This is a genomic window from Leucobacter allii (genome assembly GCF_022919155.1).
GTDB classification, from domain to species: domain Bacteria; phylum Actinomycetota; class Actinomycetes; order Actinomycetales; family Microbacteriaceae; genus Leucobacter; species Leucobacter allii.
In genome coordinates this window covers 1,835,715-1,854,628 of the sequence record NZ_CP095045.1, presented here as the reverse complement: position 1 = coordinate 1,854,628, position 18,914 = coordinate 1,835,715, and the positions used below count along the sequence as shown (strand labels likewise).

The window sequence follows — 18,914 nt, the reverse complement described above, 5'->3', positions numbered from 1 at the left end:
CTTGCGCTGCAACGCTCGGCGCGTATACTTGTCCGGACAACCGGATGACCGGAATTCACGAGGAGCAATGTTGCGATTCGAACTCACCACCGCACGCGGGGCGCAGCCCCTCTACATGCAACTGGCGAACGCGCTCGAGGAGCACATCGCGAGCGAGCAGCTCGCGCCGGGCACTCGTCTCCCCAGCGAGCCCGCCCTCGCGGCCGAGAACAACCTCTCGCGCGCGACGATCATGAAGGCCTTCGAGCTCCTCACCGACCGCGGGCTCGTGATCCGCAAGCAGGGCAAGGGCACCTTCGTCCGTCCCCGGCCGATGGAGCGGGACCTCCCCGAACTCTCGAGCTTCAGCGAGCACATCGAGACGCTCGGCCTCGCGCCCGGGAGCACCCTGCTCGACTACGCGGAGTTCGCGGCGAGCACCACGCGGCGCCCGAACTCGCCGTTCCCCGAGGAGTCCGGGCTCGTGCTCGTCGAGCGCATCAGAAGCGTCGGCGGGGCCCCGGTCGGCCTCCAGCGGCTCGTCATCCCGGAGGGTATCGCGGCGGCGGTCGGGCTCGACGAGCAGGAGGCCGCGCGCGAGGACTACTCCTTCTACGCCGCACTGCGCGCCGCGGGCATCGCGCTCGTCCGCGGCGAGGAGACGCTGCGGGCCGTCAACGCCGAGCCGGCCGAGGCCGAGCACCTGGGCGTCGAGCCGGGCACGGCCCTCATCGAGGTCGACCGCACCTCCTACGACGCCGCCGACACCCTCGTCGAGCACGTCCGCGCGCGCTATCTCGGCACCCACTACCTCTACCGCGTCTCACTCACCAACCCATCCAACGGAGGACGACATGAAACGAACTCGAGCACTGCTCATCGCACCGGTGGCGGTTACGCTCCTCGCCGTAACGGCCTGCTCGGGGGGCGCGACTGACGGCGCCGCCTCGGGCGGCGACAAGGCCGCCCTCGTCATCGCGCAGGGCGGCCTGGGCGACCAGTCGTACAACGATCTCGCGAACGCCGGGTTCGAGAGCGCGCTCGACGCCACGGGGATCTCCGGCAACACGATCGAGTCCGACGACGTCGTGGGCCAGGGCGAGCAGCTGCTCCGCCGCGCCGGGCAGTCTGGCGTCAATCTCGTGGTCGATCTCGAGTACTCGCACAACGAGATCATCGGGAGCGTCGCGCAGGACTTCCCCGACACCGACTGGGTGATCGTCAATGCCGAGGCCGAGGGCGACAACGTCGCCTCCGTGCTCTTCCAGGAGCAGGAGGGCTCGTACCTCGCCGGGGCGCTCGCCGCGCTGCAGACCTCGAACACCGACGACCCGCGGATCAACGAGGACAAGGTGATCGGCGTCATCGGCGGCACCGCCGGCGTCGGCATCGACAAGTTCCTCGTCGGCTTCATCCAGGGGGCGAAGGACGTCGATCCCGACGTCGAGGTGCTCACCGCCTACTCGAACGACTTCGGCGACCCGGCGAAGGGCCAGCAGCTCGCGCAGTCCATGTTCGAGAAGGGCGCCGACATCGTCTACTCGGTGGCGGGCGGCACCGGAGCCGGGGTGATCCAGGCCGCCGAGGAGGCGAACCACTACGCGATCGGCGTCGACGACGACCAGGACGGCCAGGCGCCGGGCACCGTGCTCACGAGCGTGCTCAAGCGCACCGACCTCGCCGTGGAGACGCTCGTGCAGGACTTCGCCGACGGCGCGTTCCCGGGCGGCGAGACCGTGTCGTTCGGGCTGAAGGAGGACGCCGTGGGGCTCACCGACTTCGAGTACACGAAGGACGCGATCCCGCAGTCGACGCTCGACACCCTCGATGAGCTCCGCCAGGGCATCATCGATGGCGACATCACCGTCTGGAACGTCGTCACCGACGGCTACCCGGACTTCTACTCGGGCAGCTGAACCGGCCGGCCCCCAGTCACGACCACCACGGCTCCGAGCACGGCTCGCGGCATGAGGAAGACACAGGAATCATGAACAACGTCAGCACGGAGGCGCGGCCGGGCGCTGCGCCTCCGCGGATCGAGGCGCGCGGGATCGCGCGTTCCTTCGGTCCGGTGCGCGCGAACCGCGACGTCTCGCTCGTCGCGCACCGCGGGACCGTGCTCGCGGTGATCGGCGAGAACGGCGCAGGCAAGAGCACGCTCATGAAGATGCTCTACGGCCTCGACCGGCCCGACGCGGGGGAGATCCTCATCGACGGAGAGTCCGTCGTGATGACGAGTCCGCGCGACGCGATCCGACGCGGGATCGGGCTCGTGCAGCAGGAGCTCGCGATCATCCCCGATCTCACGCTGCTCGAGAATCTCGTGCTCGGCGACGAGCCCACCCGCGGCGGCCGGATCGACTGGCGCGCGGCGCGCGCCGAGGCGGACCGGCTCGCGACCTCGGTCGGCGCCGAGATCGATTGGACGCTGCCCGCCATGCACGCCCCGATCGCGATCCAGCAGCAGGTGGAGATCCTCCGGCTGATCCGGCGCGGGGCCGACCTGCTCATCCTGGACGAGCCGACCGCGGTGCTCGCGCCCGCCCAGGCGGCGCAGCTGCTCGACCTGCTCCGCCGCCTCGCGGACGACGGACGCACCGTGATCTTCATCAGCCACAAGCTCGGCGAGGTGATGCGGGCCGCCGATTGGATCACGGTGCTCCGCGCCGGGGAGACCCGGCCGGCCATCGCGCGGGAGGACGCCACGGTCGCGCTGCTCACCGAGCTCATCATGGGCGGCGAGCCGGCGCCGTCGGCCGCCCCGCGGTCCGGGGCGGCCGGCGAGACGGTGCTCGTGTGCCGCGGGCTCAGCGGCAGCGACGACCGCGGCGTCGAGCGGCTCACCGACGTCGACCTCGAGGTGCGCGAGGGCGAGATCCTCGGTGTCGCCGCCGTCGCGGGGAACGGGCAGGACGAGCTGGCCGAGGTGCTCATCGGGCTGCGGCGCCCGGATCGCGGCACGGTCGCGCTGCGCGGCACGACGCTCGGTCGGGCCTCGGTCCGCGCGCGCCGCCGCGCCGGCTTCGGCTACGTCAGCGCCGATCGCAAGCACGAGGGACTCGCGCTCGAGCTGTCGATCGCCGAGAACGCGGTCGCGACGCCCGCGCTCGGCGGGCTCGCCCGCTTCGGATGGCTCGTCGGCTCCCGGGTGCGGCGCGCCGCCCTCGACGTGCTGCGAGCGGGCGCCGTGCGCTACGGCTCGCCGAAGGACCCGATCGCGAGTCTCTCAGGCGGCAACCAGCAGCGGGTCGTGATCGCCCGCGAGCTGCGCGAACGGCCCGCGGTGCTCGTGGCGAGCCAGCCGACCCGCGGCGTCGACATCCGCGGGATCGGCTTCATCCATCAGCAGCTGCGGGAGGCCCGCGACGCGGGGAGCGCGGTCGTCCTCTTCAGCGAGGAGCTCGACGAGATCCAGGCGCTGGCCGATCGCATCATCGTGCTCCACCAGGGCCGCGTCGCCGGGGAGCTGGGGCGCAACGCCGACCGCGGCGCCCTCGGCCGGCTAATGCTCGGCAGCGACCACGATCCCGCGTCGGAGGAGCACGCATGACCTTCCAGCAGCAGGCGCCCGACACGGGCGCGAACACCAGCTACGTCCCCGTCGCCGTGCAGCGCAGGGGGATCCCCTGGGGCGGCCTCGGACGGGCGGTCTGGCGGATCGCCGTGCCCGTGGTCATCGCGCTCGTCATCGGCGCGATCGCCCTCGCCATCGGCGGCGAGCAGCCCCTCGTCATCTACGGCATGCTCGTCGAGGAGGCCTTCGGCGACGCGGCCAGGTGGAACGCGACGCTCACCGCCGCGACGCCGCTCCTATTCACCGGCCTCGCCGCGGCCATCGCGTTCCGCGGCGGCGTCTTCAACGTCGGCGTCGAGGGGAGCTTCGCCTTCGCGGGCCTCGCGGCCTCGGTCGTCGGGGCGCAGACCGCGGGGCTGCCGAGCGCTCTCGCGATCCTCGCCTGCCTCGTCGCCGGCGTCGTCGCGGGTGTGCTCGTCGCCCTCGTGCCCGCGGTGCTGCGCACCTGGTGCGGCGTCGACGAGGTCGTCTCGACGCTCATGTTCAACTTCATCGTCACCGGGGTGACGGCCTGGCTCGTGCAGTCCTTCTTCCTCGCGCCGGGGCAGGCGAACTCGGCGACGGCCTACATCGGCGCCGGCGCCGAGCTGCCGCTGCTCGCGCCGCCCGGACAGCTCGGCGTCGGCTTCCTCATCGCCATCGCCTGCGTGATCGCGTACGCGGTCTGGGCGCGCCGGAGCCAGCTCGGGTTCGAGTTCGACGCCGTCGGTCGCGCGCCGCGCTTCTCAGCCGCGCAGGGCCTGCGCGTGCGGACGGTGCTCATGACCGCGATGCTCGCCTCGGGCGCGATCGGCGGTCTCGGCGGGGCCGTGCACGCGCTCGGCGTCGTCCATCGCTACTCGGCGGGCTTCTCCGCGAGCTTCGGCTTCACGGGCATCGCCATCGCGCTGCTTGCGCGCTTCAACCCGGTCGGCATCGTGGTCGGGGCGATCGCCTTCGGCGCGCTCGCCGCCGCGGGCGCCACCGTGCAGCTCTTCATCAACATCCCCATCCAGCTGATCGACATCCTGCAGGGCACCGTCATGATGCTCGCGGTCGCTCAGTTCGCCCTGCCGCGCCTGCGGAGGCGGCGGCGGGGCGCGCAGCGGTCGGAGGTCGCATCGTGATCGACAGCATCATCAACTCCACGCTGATCCTCGCCGTGCCGCTCGTGTTCGCGGCGCTCGGCGGAGCGATCCACCGTCGCGCGGGCGTCGTCAACATCGGGCTCGAGGGGCAGATGCTCGTGGGTGCCTTCTGCGGCATCCTCGCGAGCGTGGCGACGGGCAGCTGGTTCGCCGGCGTGCTCGCGGGGGCGGCCGGGGGCGCACTCACGGGCTTCATCATGAGCCTCGTCATCACGCGTCTCTCGGCGAACGAGATCATCGTCGGTCTCGGCTTCAACATCCTCGCGCTCGGCATCGTCGGCTTCGTCCTCAGGTCCCAGTTCGGGGTTTCGGGGACCCTGAAGTTCCCCGATCAGCCGCGCATCCCACGTCTCACGATCCCCGGCGTCGAGGAGGTGCCGATCCTCGGCGCCGTCCTGAGCGGCAAGGACGTCCTGTTCTGGCTCGCCGTGCTCCTCATCCCCGTGCTCGCGTGGGCCTTCGCCCACACGCGCTGGGGCGTGCGGACGCGCGCCACGGGGGTCAACGAGGTCGCGACCGCCTCCCTCGGCGTGCGCGCGCTCGCCCTCCGCGACACGGCCGGCACGCTCGCGGGCCTGCTCGCCGGGCTCGGCGGCGTGGCCCTCGCGCTCGGCGTGAGCGGACTGTTCAACGAGAACATGATCGCGGGCCGCGGCTTCGTGGCGCTGGCGGCGTTCTACTTCGGCCGTTCCAAGCCGCTGCCGACCGCGCTGGCGTGCCTGCTGTTCTCCTTCTTCGACGCGCTCCAAATCCGCCTGCAGACCGGTGGCGGCTACTCCGCCGACCTCATCCAGACGCTGCCGTACATCGCCGTCGTCGTCGTGCTCGCGTGGACCGGGATCACCGGTCTGCGCCGCCGGACGCGAGTGGCGGTCTGACCATGAAAGACACCATGCACCACGCACCACAGACCACGGCGCTGATCCTCGTGGACGTCATCAACTCGTTCTACGAGCCGGGGCAGCCCAATTACTATCCGGAGGTCGAGGACACGCTGCCCGCCCTCGCGCGGCTGCGCGACGCCGCCCGCGCGAGCGACGCCCTCCTCGTGCACGCCGTGGAGCGGCACTACCGCGGACTCGCGGATTTCGAGTTCGCGAAGCTCCCGCGCCACCACCAGGCGGGCGAGCGCGACGCCGAGTTCTTCCCGGGATTCGAGCCGGAGGAGCGCGTGCGCGAGATCGTGGTGCCCAAGCGCCGCTATTCGGCGTTCTACGCGACCGACCTCGCGCTCGTGCTGCGCGAGCAGGGGATCTCGCGGCTCGTCATCGCCGGGGTGAAGACGAACGTCTGCATCCGCGCGACGGTGCAGGACGCCTTCGCCGGCGGCTTCGAACCCGTGGTGCCCCGCGAGGCGACGAACTCGAACCGCCCGCACCTCGCCGAGGCGAGCCTCGAGGACATCGACCGCTACTTCGGCCGCGTGGTCCCGCTCGCCGAGGCCGAGGCGCTGCTGTGACCGGACGCGTTCCCGACGTGGTGGTGAGCGGATACGCCAGCGTCGACTACGCGTTGCAGATCGCTCCGTTCGAGGGGCACGACGCCACCACCCTCGTGCGCTCCCGCGCCGACGAGTGGCCGCGCATGGGCGGCGTCGCCCACGTCACCCGGGCCGCGGCGCTGGCCGCGCAGGGCGCGGCGCGCGTGCGCGCCCTCTCCTGGGTCGGGGCGGACGCGGCCGGCGAGGCCTGGACCCGCGCCGTCGCCGATGCCGGGGCCGACACGACCGCCGTGAGCCGTCGCGGCACGCGCACCCCGAACTCGCACCTCCTCTACCCGGAGGGCCAGGGCACGATCTGCCTCTTCGACCCGGGGGACTGCCACCCCGACGAGCTCTCGGCCGAGCAGAGCGCGGTGCTCGCGGACGCCGGGCTGCTCGTGGCGACCATCGGCCCCGCCGCCGCGACGCTCGCCGGCGTCCGCGCCGTCGACGCGGCGTGCCGGGTGATGTGGGTCGTGAAGCAGGACCCCTCCTCGCTCACCGAGGAGCTCGCGGCCGTCCTCGCGCGGCGGGCGAGCGTCGTCACCCTGAGTGAGGGCGAATCGGCGGTGCTCGGCACCGTCGCGGCGCTCGCGCGTCCCGGCACGCTCGTCGTCGTGACCCACGGCGCCCGCGGTGCGGAGCTGCTGGAGATCGACGCGCACGGCACGGCGGCATCCCGCGGGCGCGTGCCGGCGACGCCCGTCTCCGGCGTCGACACCACGGGCGCCGGGGACACCTTCTCCGGCACGCTCGCGGGGCTCCTGGCCGCGCACGACGATCCCACCCCCGAGGCCGCGCTCGCGCTCATCGCGCGGGCGTCGGCCGCCACGGGCGCGCTGCTCGCCGCCCGCGCCGCGAACGCCGCGACCGCGAAGCCCTCGCCGACCGCGCCGAACTGACCACTGCAGAAGATGACACCCGTCCCGATCGATGCGGGGCGACCAGAAGAAGAAGAAGAGGAACGCATGACCACCGCACGAGAAGCCTGGTACCTGCACTGCACCCCCGAGCAGGTCGGCGAGGACGCCATCATCGTCGGCGATCGCGGCCGCGTGCTCCTGGCCACCGAACTGCTCGAGGACGCCGTGCTCCTCAACGAGGACCGCGGCCTCACGACCGCCACCGGGACCTATCGCGGGCGGCGGATCACCGTGAGCGCCTTCGGCATGGGGGCGCCCATCGCCGCCGTCGTCGTCGACGAACTGGCCTCGATCGGGGTGCGCCGCGTGCTGCGGCTCGGCACCGTGATGACGGCGGGCCCGAGCGAGCTGGGCGATCTCGTGATCGCGCACGGCGCGATCCGGGGCGAGGGCACCTCGCAGACCTACCTGCCGATCGAGTACCCCGCCGTCGCCGACTTCGCGCTCACCGCGCACGTCGAGGCCGCGGCGCGCGCGACGGGGCGCGGCGTCCGCTCCGGCATCTACGACACCGCCGACGGGTTCTACACGGACATGATGCTCCGCGACGACCCGGCGGGCCAGGAGGCGCTCGCCGAGCGCCGCCTGGCCCAGCACGTCGTCGGCATCGATATGGAGACGAGCGCCGTGTTCGTCGTGGCGCGCGCCCGGGGCATCGCCGCAGCCTCGCTGTGCCTCGCGAGCGTCAGCGGCGCGGACTTCTCGAAGCTCGAGGCCGAGGAGCGGCGCGACGCCGAGCTCGAACTGCTGCGGGCGGGGCTGGAAGCCCTCGCCGCGTCCTGAGCCCCGCACCATCACGAACCGAACGACCACTACGAAACACGAGAGGACCAGCATCATGAGTATCGCAACCGGGTACTTCGACGACGTCATCGAGAAGCTGCAGCGCGTGCGCGACACGCAGGACGAGGCCATCGCGCAGGCCGCCGAGATCTGCGCCGACACCATCGCGGGGGACGGACTCGTCTTCACCTTCGGCACCGGGCACGGCGGCTTCGCCGCGCTCGAGATGTTCCCCCGGACGGGCGGCGTCACCGGCTTCCGCCCCATCGTGGAGAGCTCCATCGCCCTCATGCACCACGTGCTCGGCGACCAGGGCACCGCGCAGTACCGCTTCCTGCACACCCGAGAGGGGTACGGCAAGGCGATCCTGCGCTCCCACCAGATCAAGGACGGGGACGCGCTCGTGCTGTTCTCGCACTCGGGGATCAACGCGGTCATCCTCGACATGGCGGTCGAGTTCAAGGAGCGGGGGCTCAAGGTCATCGCGGTGACCTCCGTGCCGCACTCGTCGCAGGTGGAGAGCCGGCACTCCTCGGGCAAGCGCCTGTACGAGATCGCCGACGTCGTCATCGACACGGGGATCCCGCTCGAGGACGCTTCGCAGTTCATCGACGGGCTCGAGTACCCGGTGGGGCCGACGTCCACCTCGATCGCCGTGGCGGCCGGGCACGCGATCAACGCGTCGACCTCCGCGGCGCTGGTCGCGCGCGGCGAGAAGCCCATGATCATGGTGAACACGAACTCGAACCGCACCGCCCTCGCGCACCGTCAGAACGACCTCAACTACGCGGAGCTGTGGCGACGGCTGCGCTCGCGCGAGTTCTCGGCGCCGGAGCACCAGTGACCGCGGAGATGGCGATGCGCACGGAGCGCGGGCTCTGCATCGGCGGCGCCTGGGTCGATGCGGCGGACGGCGCGACCGTCGAGGTGCGCGACCCGGCGACGGGCGAGCTCGTCGGCACGAGCGCCGTCGCCGGGGCCGCGGACGTCGATCGCGCGGTGATCGCGGCCCGGGCGGGCTTCTCCCGCTGGAGCGCGCTCACGGCCGATGAGCGCTGCGACGTGCTGCTGCGCGCCGCGGCGCTCGTCGACGAGCGGACCCCCGCCATGGCCGAACTGCTCACCCGCGAGCAGGGCAAGACCGTGGCCGACAGCGTGAAGGAGATCTCCTTCGGCGCGCAGGTGATCCGCTACTACGCCGAGCAGGGCCGACGCGTATCCGGGTCGATCCGCCCGACCGCGCGCCGGGACATCCGCTCCCTCGTCACCTGGGAGCCCCTCGGCGTGGTCGCGGCGATCGTGCCGTGGAACTACCCGGTCGATCTGTACGCCTGGAAGGTGGGGCCGGCGCTCGCCGCGGGCAACGCGGTCATCGTGAAGCCGCCGGTCGAGACGCCGCTCGCCGTCGCCGCCTTCGTGCAGTGCTTCCTCGACGCGGGGCTGCCTGAGGGGGTGCTGTCGGATCTTCCCGGGGCGCTCGCCGCGGGATCGCGCCTGTCGGAGCATCCCGATATCGATGCCATCACCGCGACGGCGTCGACGGCGACCGGGCAGGCGATCATGCGCTCCGCCGCAGCGTCGATGAAGCGGGTCACGCTCGAACTCGGGGGGCACTCCCCGTTCATCGTGCTCGACGACGCCGATATCGCGGAGGCCGCGGCAGCCGCCGCGCGCCGCTCGTTCTCCAACGCGGGTCAGATCTGCATCGCGGTCAACCGGATCCTCGTGGCCGACCGCATCGCCGACGACTTCGTCGAGGCGGTCGCAGCCGAGGCGCGCGCGATCCGGCTGGGTCACGGCGTCGAGCCAGGCATCACCGGCGGTCCGGTCACCACCGCCGCGGTGATCGAGAAATCCCGGCGGCACATCGACGAGGCGGTCGCGGCGGGCGCCGCGCTGCGCGCGGGGGGCCGTGCGCCCGAGCTCGCCGCGGGGCTGCGCGCGGAGATGTTCTTCGAGCCGACGGTGCTCGACCGCGTTCCCGCGGACGCGCTCGTCATGCGCGAGGAGACCTTCGGCCCCCTCGTCGCCGTGCACCGGTTCGGCGCCGACGACGACGTGGCGGCGATCGCCAACCGCGGCGACTACGGGCTCGCGGCGTACGTGTTCGGCGACGATCTGGATCGCGCCTGGGGCGTCGCCGAGCGCATCCACGCCGGCGGCGTCGGCGTGAACGTCAACGACGTGTCGGAGCTCCAGGCCCCCTTCGGCGGGTGGAAGATGTCGGGCTTCGGGCGCGAGCTCGGCACCGAGGGGCTGGAGGGGATGATGCAGCAGCGCCATATCCGGATCCGGCGGCGCACGGCCTGAGCGCGGCGGACCGCGGCCGGCCCCTCCGGTCGCGGTCCGTGCCCCGGTCGCGGGCTGTGCTCCGGTGGCGGGCTGTGCTCGGGCGGCGTCCCGCGGCCCCGCGGTCCGCGCCTCTGCGGACGCCTCGCGTCCCGCGGCCCCGCCGCCTCATCGGAAATCGCGGGAGGAGACGCCCGCCGGGGCCGCGAGCTCCGCGAAGGACTCGGCGATCACGTTCAGCACCCCTTCGGGCGAGCGCTCGAGGACGCCGCGGACGATCAGCGCGGGGGCGCCGTGCGCGATCCTGCGGTACCGCGCCCAGACCTTCGCCCAGGTGACGACGTTCACGGTGCCGGCCTCGTCCTCCAGCGTGAGGAAGGTCACGCCGCCCGCGGTGCCGGGCCGCTGCCGGTGCGTGACGAGCCCCGCGACCTCCACGAGCGCACCGGACCGGGTGCGCAACGCCCGGTCCGAGCGCACCACGCCGCGCGCGTCGAGGCCGTCGCGCAGGAGCGCGAGGGGGTGCGCGCCCGTCGCGATCCCCGTCGTCCAGAGGTCGAGCGCGGTCTGCTCGGCGTCGCTGAGCAGCGGCAGCAGCGGCGGCTGCACGTGCACGGCGATGCCGGGGAGGTAGCGCTCGCGGTTGTCGGCCGCGGGACCGGCGGCCCAGAGCGCTTCCCTGCGGTCGATCCCGAGGCCCGCGCAGGCCCCGGCGGAGGCGAGCGCCTCGAGCCGCGGTCGATCGAGGTCCGCGCGGCGGGCGAGGTCGGCGAGGTCGGCGAAGGGGCCGTCCGCGCGGGCGGCTACGATGCGCTCGGCGACGGCGCGCTCGATGCCGCGCACCTCCGTGAGGCCGAGTCGGACCGCGAGGGCGCCATCCCGGCGATGCCGGCCGCTCGTGTCCGGCGCATCGGCGTCGAAGGGGCCCACCGGGGGCTGCGGATCCGCGCGGCAGGATGCGAGGCCCGTGGCGGCCGCGATGGGGGGAGGGCCGCCCGCGGCGCCGCGCCCCGCCGGGCGGGGATCCGAAGCGCCGCCGGAATCCGCGCCGCCGGAATTCGTCGCGGTCGGTTCGGCGAGCGCTTCGAGTCCGCTCTCCGCTCCCGAGCGTTGCACGTCGACGGGGCGCACCTCCACGCCGTGCCTGCGGGCGTCCTCGACGAGGGAGCGCGAGGAGTAGAAGCCCATCGGCTGGGAGCGCAGCAGGCCCGCGAGGAACGCCGCGGGGTAGTGGAGCTTGAACCACGAGCTGACGTAGACGAGCAGTGCGAAGCTGATCGAATGGCTCTCGGCGAAGCCGAAGCTCGCGAAGGCCTCGATCTGCCCGTAGAGGTGCGCGGCCTCATCGCCGGTGATGCCGTTCGCCGCCATTCCCGCGAACATCTTGTCCTTGAGGCGGCCGATGCGCTCCTGGCCGCGCTTGGACCCCATCGCCCGGCGGAGGAGATCGGCGTCCTCGGCGCTGCAATTGCCGACCGCGACCGCCATCTGCATCAGCTGCTCCTGGAAGAGCGGCACCCCGAGCGTGCGCTCCAGCACGGGCTCGAGCTTGGGGTGCGGGTAGCTCACGGGATCCGCGCCGCTCTTGCGGCGCAGGTACGGGTGCACGGCGCCGCCCTGGATGGGGCCGGGGCGGATCAGCGCGATCTCGATGACGAGGTCGTAGAACTCGCGCGGGAGCAGCCGCGGCAGCGTGTTCAGCTGCGCGCGGCTCTCCACCTGGAAGACGCCGACCGCGTCGGCCCGGCAGAGCATGTCGTAGACGCCGGCCTCCTCCTTCGGCACGGTGTCGAGGGTCCAGCGCTCGCCCGTCGCGGCGGCGACGAGATCCATCGTCTTCTGCAGCGCGCTGAGCATGCCGAGGCCGAGCAGGTCGAACTTGACGAGCCCCATGGTCTCGCAGGAGTCCTTGTCCCACTGCAGCACGGTGCGGCGGTCCATGCGGGCGTGCTCGATGGGGCAGACCTCTCCGACGGGGCGCTCGGTGAGCACCATGCCGCCGGAGTGGATGCCGAGGTGCCTGGGGGCCTTGAGGAACTGGTGCGCGAGCCGGCGCACGGGCATCGGGATCGGGTGCTCGGCGTCCTCCGCGTCGATGCGCGAGGAGCGCTCCAGCCCGCGCGTCCACGCCCGCTGCTGCCCGGGGCTGTAGCCGAGGGCCTTCGCCGCATCCCGGATCGCGGCTTTCGGCCGGTAGCTGATGACGTTCGCCACCTGCGCGGCGTTCCTGCGGCCGTAGGCGTCGTAGACGTACTGGATGATCTCCTCGCGCCGTTCGGAGTCGAAGTCGACGTCGATGTCGGGCTCCTCGTCGCGCAGGCTCGACAGGAAGCGCTCGAAGGGGAGATCGTAGAAGACGGAGTCGACCTCGGTGATGCGCAGCGCGTAGCACACCGCGGAGTTCGCGGCGGAGCCGCGCCCCTGGCAGAGGATGCGGCGCTCGCGGGCCTCCCGGACGAGGTCGTGGACGATGAGGAAGTATCCGGGGAAGTCCTTGCGCTCGATGACCGCGAGCTCGCGGCGGAGGCGATCGCGGTGGCGATCGCTCAGAGCGGCGCCGTAGCGCGCCGCGGCGCCCTCCTCCACGAGCCGCCGCAGCCAGCTCATCTGCGTGTGCCCCGCGGGCACGTCGAGCTTCGGGAGCCGGGGGCGGGCGGCCCGCAGCGGGAAGGCGAGCTCCTCGGCGAGCGGCACGGTGCGGGCGATCGCGTCGGGGGTGCGGGCGAACCTGCGGAGCATGGCGGCGCCGCTGCGCAGGTGGGCGGCGCCGCTCGCGGGCAGGTGGGGGTCGAGCTCGTCGAGGCTGCGTCTGGCGCGCACCGCCGCCATCGACTCCGCGAGGGGGGCCTGCGCGGCGGTCGCGTAGTGGACGTTGCCGGTCGCGACGGCGGGGAGTCCGCGGGCCGCCGCGAGCGCGAGGAGGCGGTCGTTCATCGGGTCGTCGCCCGGGTGGCCGTGGTGGGTCAGCTCGACGTGGACGTTCTCCCGCCCGAAGAGCGCGATGAGGCGGTCGAGCTCCGCGAGCGCCGCGGTCTCCCCGGCCTCCCGGGTGGAGGCTCGGGCGAGAGCGCGGCGGACGGCGCCCTTGCGGCAGCCGGTGAGGATCGCCCAGGAGCCGTCGGCGGCGCCGGCGAGCGCCTCGAGGTCGTAGACGGGGCGGCCCTTCTCGCCGCCGGCGAGCTGCGCCTCCGTGATCGCTCCCGAGAGCCGGTGGTATCCGGCGGGGCCGCGGGCGAGCGCGAGCAGATGGGTGCCCGCAGGGTCGGCGACGCCGAGCTGCGGGGCGTCGAGCCCGAGGGAGAGCTCGGCGCCGTAGACGGTGAGCGGGAGTGCGGCGGCCGCGGTTCGGGAGGCGTCCGCGGCATCGGCTGCTGCGGCTTCGGCCTCTCCAGCCGAGGCAGCAGCCCTATCCGCGGCTTCGGCTGCCGCGGTTTCGGCTGCCGCGTCGGCCGCGGCGGCGAAGGCGGCGGCCCCGTAGAAGCCGTCGTGGTCGGTGAGCGCGATCCCGGCGAGTCCGAGCTCGGCGGCCTCGGTGTAGAGCGCGTCGGGGGAGGAGGCTCCGTCGAGGAAGCTGAAGTGCGAGTGCACGTGGAGCTCCGCGTACGGCACGGCCTTCCGGGCCTCCGCGATGCGGTCCCGGGGTGCGGGCGGCCGCGGTGCGGGCTCGGCGGCCGCCCGCGGCGGGCTCGGGGTCGTGCTCGGGCTCGAACCCGGGATCGCGCTCGGGGCCGGGGGCGCCGAGAGCTTCCGCTCGAACTCCCGCCAGGGCAGCGGGGGGTTGGTCCATCTCATATGCGTCCTCCGTTCCGTGGGATCGCGGGTGCGGGAGAGGGTCTCCGAGCTCCGGATGCGCCCGTCAGTCGTAGCGTCCTTCGGCGAGCCAGGCGTCCGCCGTGCGGATGAGGAGCCAGGCGTCGCCGTCGGCGAGTTGCAGCTGCAGGCGGAAGCGCTCGGGGGCGCCCTCCCACCAGCGCTCCCGGATCGTCCACGGCCGGGACCAGTGCTGCACCGGGGAGTCGATCCGGGCGCCGGCCACGCCGAGCCACGCCGGATCCGCCGTGAGCAGCTCGTCCGCGTCGATGCCGACGGGGGCGCCGTCCGCGGCGTGCAACGCGGCGGGCAGGGGGCGGGGGAAGACCGTGCTGGGCGCCGGACCGGGGATCGCGCCCGGCCAGGGGGCCGCCGGCGAGTCGCGCGCCCGACGCGCCCGCGTGCGGCCGATGCTCCAGGGGACGAAGCGCTGCCGATCGACGAGGAGGCGGCCGCCGCTGAGCTGCGCGGTGCCGACGGCGGTGTGGCCGAGGCGGCTCTGCGTGCGCGAGAGGTGGTGGTGCACGCGATCGTCCGGCTCGGTGCTCCACAGCCCGGGTTCGTGCGCGGCCGCCCGGTCGGTGTGCACGGGCACGATCCGCACCCGGGCGATGCCCGCGCCGCCGCGCTCGGGGTCGCGGGCGATCGCCGCCGCCTGCCAGCGGATGCGCCCCACGGCATCCGCGGCCGAGAATCTCCGGGGGTGCGCCCACTCCCGCTCGTGCCGCACGCCGATGTCGTCGGTGAGTTCGATGCGCAGCGCGGTGCACACGAGGCCGCTCTCGGCGAGGCCGCCGATGCAGGCCTCGGCGAGCGACATGCAGGCGAAGGAGAGCTGCTCCTCGGCGTCGATGGGCGGTTCGCAGACGAGCTCGACGGCGTAGTCCCTGGCGGGCGTCCGCGGTCGCAGTTCCGCGCCGTGCACCGGGCCGGCGGCCGAGGCGCGACGACGGGCCGCGATCCCCTCGGCGCCGAAGCGCTGCCTGACGGCGTCCTCGGGGAGCGCGGCGAGCGCGCCGAGCGTGCGGATGCCGAGGCCGTGGAGCACCTCGGCGAAGCCGGCGTCGCTCGCGCGCGACACCGGGAGCTCCGCGAGGAACGCCGCGGAGCCGTGCGGGGGCACGATCCTGACCCCCTCGGCGGGAGCGCCGACCCCCGGATCGTCCGCGGCGGCGCGAGCCGCCTGCTCCGCCGCGAAGACGCCGTCGGCGATGCCCACCCGGGCCCCGGGGAGGTCGAGCTCCGCGGCGATGGCCTGCAGGATCCGCGCCGCGGACTCCTCGCCTCCGTAGTAGCGGGCGGGGCCGCGGGCCCGGAGCGCGCAGAGCCCGGGCCGGCGCGGTTCGATGCCGGGGAAGCGCTCCTCGAGGGCGGCGAGCACCGGAGCGAAGCGGCGCGCGTCGACCTCGGGCCGGTGCGGATGGACCTCGAGCGCCGGGAGGGTCGACTGCGCGTCGCGTTCGCGCTGCCCGACGCGGACGCCCGCGGCGCGCGCGCTCGCGGAGCAGGCCGTCACGCGATGCTGCGCGACGAGCGCGAGCGGCGGCACCGGGGGCACCGGGGCCCGCGCGGGCGGCACCGGATCGGCGGCTCCGCGCTGTGCGGGCGCGGCGCTCCGGAGGGGCGCCGCCGCGCTCGCGGTCTCCTCCGCCTGGTCGCGGAGATGGGCGTGCACGGGCCAGTCCGGCACCCAGAACACCATCACCCGCTCCGGCGCGCCCGCGGACGCCCCGGATGACGTGGTTCCCCCGGACGTCGCCGCTGCCGCTGCTCCCGTCGCCGCCGCAGCGTTCATCGCGGCACCAGTCGGCTGATAGCGGCACCCGCCGAGGCCGGGCCCGATCGGAGCGCGCCCCCGGCGAAGCGCACGGTATGGGTGCGGACGCCGCGGCGGTCGCGCGACTGCACGGTCAGCTCCCGTTCCTCGAGGAGCCCGTGCCCCCGGTCGAGCCCGTGCCAGTGGGAGCCGGTGATCCGCAGCGCGCCGTCCGGGCGCGGCCACTCGCCCGCCACCACGAGCGCGGAGCCGTGCTCGCGGAGCCGGGCGGAGAGCCGTTCGACGGCGCCGTGCGCGGGCGGAGCCGACGGGCGCAGCAGCACGATCGTGAGCACCTCGCTGAGGGCGCCGGCGAGGGCGATGCCGTCCGCTCCCGGATCCGGGATGAGGACGCACCGGTCCAGGGCGATGCCGAGCGCCGCCGCCGCCTCGGCGCCGAACGTCGGGCAGCCGATGACCCCGCACCACGAGCCGGCGGCCGATGCCGCGGCGAGCGTCGCGAGAGCGAGCTGCTGAGAGCCCCGCACCGTGTAGCTCGCCCCCGCGCGCAGGGAGCCGCCCGCGAACAGCGGGCTGAGCCCTTCGGGCGTGGGGATGGCGCGGTCGTCGAGCCGCAGTGGCTGCATCTCGGAGATGCGCTGCTGCAGCGATGCGACGGTCGCGGGGAGGATCATGCAGCCATATTCGAAGATTTGTTCGAATAAGTCAATCCGGCCCGGGGTGTCGGGGCGCGGGAGGAGCACCGCGCCCGGACGGCGTAGGATGGTGGGGATGAACGAAGACGAGTTGGACGACTACGAGCGCGAGGCCGAGCTGTCGCTGTTCCGCGAATACCGCGACATCGCCAGCCAGTTCCGCTACGTCGTCGAGACCGAGCGGCGCTTCTACCTCGCGAACGAGGTGGACCTCAAGCGGCAGGACGCGGGCAGCGATTTCTACTTCGAACTCGCGATGACCGATGTCTGGGTGTGGGACGTGTACCGGGCGAACCGCTTCGTGAAGTCGGTGCGCGTGCTCACCTTCAAGGACGTGAACGTCGAGGAGCTGTCCGCTCGCGAGTTCTCCCTGCCCCAGGAGCTCGCGCTCGACGAATAGGTCGCGCGGTCGCGCGTCACTCCGTCCACAGCCGCGGTGCGGAGCGGGGCGGCGGCGTGTCCTCCACGGATCGGCGTCCGGCGCTTCCCGTGCGCGACGGAGCGGGCGAGCCTCGGAGCATGCTCCCATCGTTCCCGTCCCGGCGCCCCGCGCTCCGGCCCGCCCCGCCGTCGGCTGCGCGGCCCCGGTCGGGCGCCCCTCGGCATGATCCGTCCCGGCGGGGTCCGCCCCGATTCCTGCACGCGCTCGGCCTGCTGCCGCTGCTCGCCGTCCTCGGCGCGGGAGTCGTCGCTGCGTTGGGGGCCGTCGCCGTGCCCGGAGTCGCTGCCGTGTCCGGAGTCGCCGCCGGGTCTGAAGCCGTGGCAGCGCCCGGGATCGCCGCCGCGATGCCGGTGATGGACCCGTCTCCGGGTGCGGCGCGGACGGGCGGGGTGGCGGGGGCGGCGCCGGCGACCCCGTTCGCGAGACCGTCGAGTCCCTCCACCGCGGCGCCCGAGCGGCGGTGGACACCGCCGCTCGGCCGAGCGCTCGACGTCGTCGGCCCCTACCGGGCGCCGCCGCATCGCTACGGCGCGGGGCATCGCGGCATCGATCTGGCGGCGCACCCCGGGGAGATCGTCGTGGCGCCGGTCGCCGGAACGGTCTCCTTCTCCGGGGTGGTGGTCGACCGGCCGGTCCTCTCCCTCCGGGTGGACCGTGACACGGTGGTGTCGCTGGAGCCGGTGCGCAGCGCGCTCGCCGCGGGCGATGCGGTCTCCGCGGGCGAGACGGTCGGGATCGTCGCCGCCAGCGGGCACTGCGATGCGGACTGCGTGCATCTCGGCGTGCGCGTGGCGGGGGAGTACGCCAATCCGTTGCGCTATTTCCGCTATCGCCCGGTGCTGCTGCCCTGGGACGGCTGACGGCTGACGGCTGATGGCTGACGGATGCTGCCTGGGGGCCGACGGGCGACCACTGGCGGCTGAGGGATGCCGACCGGTGGGCGGCGGCCGGGGCTCAGGCGCGCGGGTGCGCCTGACGGTAGCTCTGCGCGAGGCGCTCCGTGGAGACGTGCGTGTACACCTGGGTGCTGGAGAGGCTCGCGTGGCCGAGCATCTCCTGCACGATGCGCAGATCGGCGCCGCCGTCGAGCAGATGCGTGGCCGCCGTGTGCCGGAAGGTGTGGGGCCCTCGGGGGCCGCCGCCCGGCTCGTCGGCCAGTTCGCGGGCGACGAGCCGGTACACCGCGTTCGTGCCGAGGGCGCCGCCGCGGTTGCCGAGGAAGAGCGGCGCATCGGGCCGCGCTGCGCCGGTGCCCTGCGTCGCGGCTCGGGCCGCGAGGATCGGGCGGCCCTCGACGAGGTACCGCTCGATCGCGCGAGCGGCGGGGCCTCCCAGCGGCACGACCCGCTCCTTGCCGCCCTTGCCGAGCACCCGGACCGTGCGCTCCCGCCGGTCGAGTCCGGCGATCGGGAGCGTGCAGAGCTCGGAGACGCGCAGCGCCGCCGCGTACAGCAGCTCCAGGACGGCGAGATCGCGGAGGGCCTCGGGGTCGCCGTCCGCCGCGCGTCTCGCGACCCGGTCGAGGAGCCGCGTCATCTGCCCATCGGCGAGCACCCGGGGGAGCTCCCGCGGCGCCTTCGGCGCGCGCAGACGGGAGGCGGGGTTGCCGGGGACCAGCTGACGGCGCTCCAGCCAGGAGCCGAAGGACTTCAGCGTGGCGACGTTCCGCGCGAGCGTGGTCGGGGCGAGGCCGCGCTGCTGGCGCTGCCACAGCCACGCCCTCATGAGCTCCAGATCGCAGGCGGACACCTCGAGCCCGGCAGGAGCGTCTCCGCCGCCCATGGCGCCCGGGCCGCTCACTGGGTCCGGGCCGCTCACTGAGCCCGGGTCGTTCGCAGCGTCCGGGCCGCCGCCGGCGCTCGGGGAATCGCCCGTGCCCGCCTCGACCTCCGCGGCCGATCCGCCGCCGGTGCCCTCCGCGAATGCGAGGAAATCCTCGAGGTCCCGGCGGTAGGCGCGGACGGTATGCGTCGAGTAACCGTACTCCAGGCGCACGGCGTCGAGGAACGCCGCGATCGCCGACACCAGGTGCATG

The 18,914-nt window shown here is 73.8% G+C and carries 16 protein-coding genes; 12 read left to right on the top strand and 4 right to left on the bottom strand.

The genetic code is table 11. The features are described 5' to 3' along the window. The first annotated feature begins 67 nt into the window (after nt 1–67). The 10 genes from MUN78_RS08720 to MUN78_RS08675 all read left to right on the top strand — a co-directional run bounded on the left by MUN78_RS08720 (nt 68) and on the right by MUN78_RS08675 (nt 10,176). Nucleotides 68–916 carry a GntR family transcriptional regulator gene (locus MUN78_RS08720; RefSeq protein WP_244725820.1) on the top strand — a complete coding sequence of 283 codons (849 nt, stop codon included), beginning with the start codon at nt 68–70 and terminating at the stop codon, nt 914–916. Next, entirely contained in the window at nt 834–1,895 is a 1,062-nt protein-coding gene (locus MUN78_RS08715; RefSeq protein WP_244689170.1) for a BMP family lipoprotein, read from the top strand. The genes MUN78_RS08720 and MUN78_RS08715 overlap by 83 nt, the downstream gene beginning before the upstream one ends. A 71-nt stretch (nt 1,896–1,966) precedes the next feature. Further along, the gene (locus tag MUN78_RS08710) at nt 1,967–3,529 is read left to right on the top strand and encodes an ABC transporter ATP-binding protein (RefSeq protein ID WP_244725819.1); all 1,563 of its coding nucleotides are present in this window, start codon (nt 1,967–1,969) and stop codon (nt 3,527–3,529) included. Then, nucleotides 3,526–4,659, top strand: a complete 1,134-nt coding sequence (locus MUN78_RS08705) for an ABC transporter permease (protein ID WP_244725817.1) — start codon at nt 3,526–3,528, stop codon at nt 4,657–4,659. Before MUN78_RS08710 ends, MUN78_RS08705 begins: the two co-directional genes overlap by 4 nt. Next, a complete protein-coding gene (locus MUN78_RS08700; protein ID WP_244725815.1) occupies nt 4,656–5,558 on the top strand; it encodes an ABC transporter permease in 903 nt (300 codons plus the stop codon). The genes MUN78_RS08705 and MUN78_RS08700 overlap by 4 nt, the downstream gene beginning before the upstream one ends. Before the next feature lie 14 nt (nt 5,559–5,572). Next, a complete protein-coding gene (locus MUN78_RS08695; protein WP_244725813.1) occupies nt 5,573–6,139 on the top strand; it encodes a cysteine hydrolase family protein in 567 nt (188 codons plus the stop codon). Next, the gene (locus tag MUN78_RS08690) at nt 6,136–7,062 is read left to right on the top strand and encodes a carbohydrate kinase family protein (RefSeq protein ID WP_244725812.1); all 927 of its coding nucleotides are present in this window, start codon (nt 6,136–6,138) and stop codon (nt 7,060–7,062) included. The genes MUN78_RS08695 and MUN78_RS08690 overlap by 4 nt, the downstream gene beginning before the upstream one ends. Before the next feature lie 66 nt (nt 7,063–7,128). After that, nucleotides 7,129–7,866 carry a nucleoside phosphorylase gene (locus MUN78_RS08685; protein ID WP_244725810.1) on the top strand — a complete coding sequence of 246 codons (738 nt, stop codon included), beginning with the start codon at nt 7,129–7,131 and terminating at the stop codon, nt 7,864–7,866. A 55-nt stretch (nt 7,867–7,921) separates the two neighbouring features. Continuing rightward, nucleotides 7,922–8,710 (top strand): sugar isomerase domain-containing protein, encoded by a 789-nt coding sequence (locus tag MUN78_RS08680; protein WP_244689158.1) that lies wholly within the window; start codon nt 7,922–7,924, stop codon nt 8,708–8,710. Beyond that, complete coding sequence (locus MUN78_RS08675) at nt 8,707–10,176, top strand: aldehyde dehydrogenase family protein (protein ID WP_244725808.1); 1,470 nt, start codon at nt 8,707–8,709, stop codon at nt 10,174–10,176. The genes MUN78_RS08680 and MUN78_RS08675 overlap by 4 nt, the downstream gene beginning before the upstream one ends. A gap of 147 nt (nt 10,177–10,323) precedes the next feature. On the opposite strand, the gene MUN78_RS08670 is transcribed toward MUN78_RS08675, so the two are convergent. From MUN78_RS08670 to MUN78_RS08660, 3 genes are all read right to left on the bottom strand, one after another. Continuing rightward, nucleotides 10,324–13,947 carry an error-prone DNA polymerase gene (locus tag MUN78_RS08670; RefSeq protein ID WP_244725806.1) on the bottom strand — a complete coding sequence of 1,208 codons (3,624 nt, stop codon included), beginning with the start codon at nt 13,945–13,947 and terminating at the stop codon, nt 10,324–10,326. 64 nt (nt 13,948–14,011) lie between these two features. Continuing rightward, complete coding sequence (locus tag MUN78_RS08665) at nt 14,012–15,760, bottom strand: DNA polymerase Y family protein (RefSeq protein WP_244725805.1); 1,749 nt, start codon at nt 15,758–15,760, stop codon at nt 14,012–14,014. After that, the gene (locus MUN78_RS08660) at nt 15,757–16,416 is read right to left on the bottom strand and encodes a hypothetical protein (protein ID WP_244725803.1); all 660 of its coding nucleotides are present in this window, start codon (nt 16,414–16,416) and stop codon (nt 15,757–15,759) included. Before MUN78_RS08660 ends, MUN78_RS08665 begins: the two co-directional genes overlap by 4 nt. 97 nt (nt 16,417–16,513) lie before the next feature. On the opposite strand from MUN78_RS08660, the gene MUN78_RS08655 reads away from it, so the two are divergent. Continuing rightward, nucleotides 16,514–16,837: a DUF2469 domain-containing protein gene (locus tag MUN78_RS08655; protein WP_244689150.1), complete on the top strand. Its 324-nt coding sequence runs from the start codon at nt 16,514–16,516 to the stop codon at nt 16,835–16,837. A 359-nt stretch (nt 16,838–17,196) separates the two neighbouring features. Next, the gene (locus MUN78_RS08650) at nt 17,197–17,739 is read left to right on the top strand and encodes a M23 family metallopeptidase (RefSeq protein WP_244725801.1); all 543 of its coding nucleotides are present in this window, start codon (nt 17,197–17,199) and stop codon (nt 17,737–17,739) included. 94 nt (nt 17,740–17,833) lie between these two features. Here the strand turns inward: MUN78_RS08650 and MUN78_RS08645 are convergent, their stop codons facing one another. Further along, on the bottom strand, nt 17,834–18,913 hold the full coding sequence (locus tag MUN78_RS08645; protein ID WP_244725800.1) for a tyrosine-type recombinase/integrase: 1,080 nt from the start codon (nt 18,911–18,913) through the stop codon (nt 17,834–17,836). Nucleotide 18,914 lies beyond the last annotated feature (1 nt).